We start from the raw sequence: 1967 nt of genomic DNA on the forward strand, positions 1-1967 counted from the left end.
TCACCCTTGGCCCGCTGATCCGACCGAACCAACGGGGCGAACACGTCCACGGCGAACGCCTCAAGCCTTTGCCGCACAACAGAAAGCTCGTCAGGCGTCACCGCAACATCGAACTACCCCGGACCACTCCCACGACCCAACGACACGCCCACCTAACAAAGCACTACTAGCAGCGCGGCACGAACGAGAACACCAACGGCCTGCTGCGCCAGTACTTCCCCAAGGGCACCGACCTGTCCCGCTGGACCCCTCGATGACCTCCTCGCCGTCCAGGCCGCTATCAACAGCAGACCCCGCAAGGTCCTCGGCTGGAAGACGCCCGCCGAGGTCCTCGACGAGCAGCTACGGTTGCTCCAACCAGCAAGTGTTGCAACGACCGATTGAGCCCAGGCAGTACAGGTCGTTCCGGTTCACCACCCACCTGCTCGATGCCGGCATCGACGCGTCCATCGGCAGCGTTGGTGATGCCCTGGACAACGGGCAAACTTCTTCATCCAGGGATTTCTCTTGCATACGCGTACAGCCCGGCCAATTCAATCCGACCTCTTATGACAGCCTATCCTCAGCTTTCCGCGCCGCTGAGCAGGGTGACGAGGGCGAGCGAGAGGTAGAGCGCGGCCGTGAAATAGCGTTGCCAACGGATTACCGTCGGTTGGCTGGTTAGCCATCCGCGCAGCAGCCCACCCGTAACGGCATAGGTTAGGTCAATGCAGAGTCCCATTAGTGCAAAAATTGCGCCCAATACGATCGCCTGGCCGTGCGCGTTGGCCCCTCTCATAAACTGCGGCAAAAAGGCGAGAAAGAAAATAACCACCTTCGGGTTGAGCAGGTTGACCAACGCTCCTTCGCGAATCAGCTGCAACCAGTGCCGGCGGGACATTGGGTCGCCGAAGAGCAGTTCTACCGGTTGCTGGAGCGCACGAAGAGCGAGGAAGGCAAGGTACACCGCGCCGGCGATGCGTAGGGTCTGGTATGCCACCGTCGATGATGCGATTACTGCCGCGATCCCCAGCGCGCCAGCTATCACATGTACAAGCGTGCCGATCTCCACACCTATCGCACACATAACGCCAGCGCGCCGGCCTTGGCTCAGCGTAGCGTTCAGGATATAGATCAGGTTGGGACCGGGAACCACGATCAGAGCCGCGGAGGCCAGCACGAATGCAGCTAGAGTCGAACTCTCAGGCATACAGCAAGTGTGCCGGCGAAAGTCGCCAGCGACATCCGGCTTCTGACGTACCCCTCAAACGGCTTCTACCCAGGATTATGGACGGCGCGGTGCTAAGAACTCAGATGTTGGAATATAGCCGTTAGGCAGAATTCAACAGATATGGGGCATTGGAGTACGGGTCCGGAATGTCCGAATCAGACATCGCTGAGGTGTGTCCATGTCTGACGCGCCAGGCATAGATCCTCGGCGGGAAGGGCAGGCGATGCTCCGGGACTATCGGACGTGCAAAGAGTCGATGGGAACTCTCTTCTGCTGGCACAGCACTTGGTAGAGAGGGTATGCTTCGAGGGTCCGGATCTGGCGCGCCCGGACGGGCAGTTGTCTGGGCTGACCAACGGGTGCGCCAGACCGCCCGACGCCACGAAGGCGATGTCAATGCCGTGGTGCCGTTCGCGGATAAGCGGCGGCCGAACCGGGTGGCATAAGCCGGATGCTCTGGATTCCGTCCCCGTCGATTAGATGGTGGGGATTCAGTCGACCGTAACGGCGCCGGCGATGAGGTCAGGGTGAAGTACTCACAGCCAGATTGCGTGCGGGACGTGCGCATGCGAACAGGATGCAGCTGGTGCACAACAAGCTTCGCTGCTACCAGCGGTTCAGGTATTCCGGGTGCCCCACCCCGCCATGGGAGCAAGTTTTTAAACTCCTAACTCTTTGAGCGTTGGAGTCGGCGCCAGCAGGTGATGGCGCAGGCGAGGGTTTGGAACGCTTTGTGGATGTCGTCGCGGATCTCCCA

General features: G+C 60.3%; 1 protein-coding gene and 1 pseudogene. One reads left to right on the plus strand and one right to left on the minus strand.

The annotated features are described in order from the left end of the window. Nucleotides 1–170: 170 nt before the first annotated feature. Nucleotides 171–384, plus strand: a pseudogene (locus tag AB0873_RS32380) (IS30 family transposase); the annotation flags it as partial. A 178-nt stretch (nt 385–562) separates the two neighbouring features. On the opposite strand, the gene AB0873_RS32385 reads toward AB0873_RS32380, so the two are convergent. Continuing rightward, a complete protein-coding gene (locus AB0873_RS32385) occupies nt 563–1189 on the minus strand; it encodes a LysE family translocator (protein WP_366604586.1) in 627 nt (208 codons plus the stop codon). Nucleotides 1190–1967 lie beyond the last annotated feature (778 nt).

The organism is Micromonospora sp. NPDC047707 (assembly GCF_040704235.1).
Lineage (GTDB): Bacteria > Actinomycetota > Actinomycetes > Mycobacteriales > Micromonosporaceae > Micromonospora.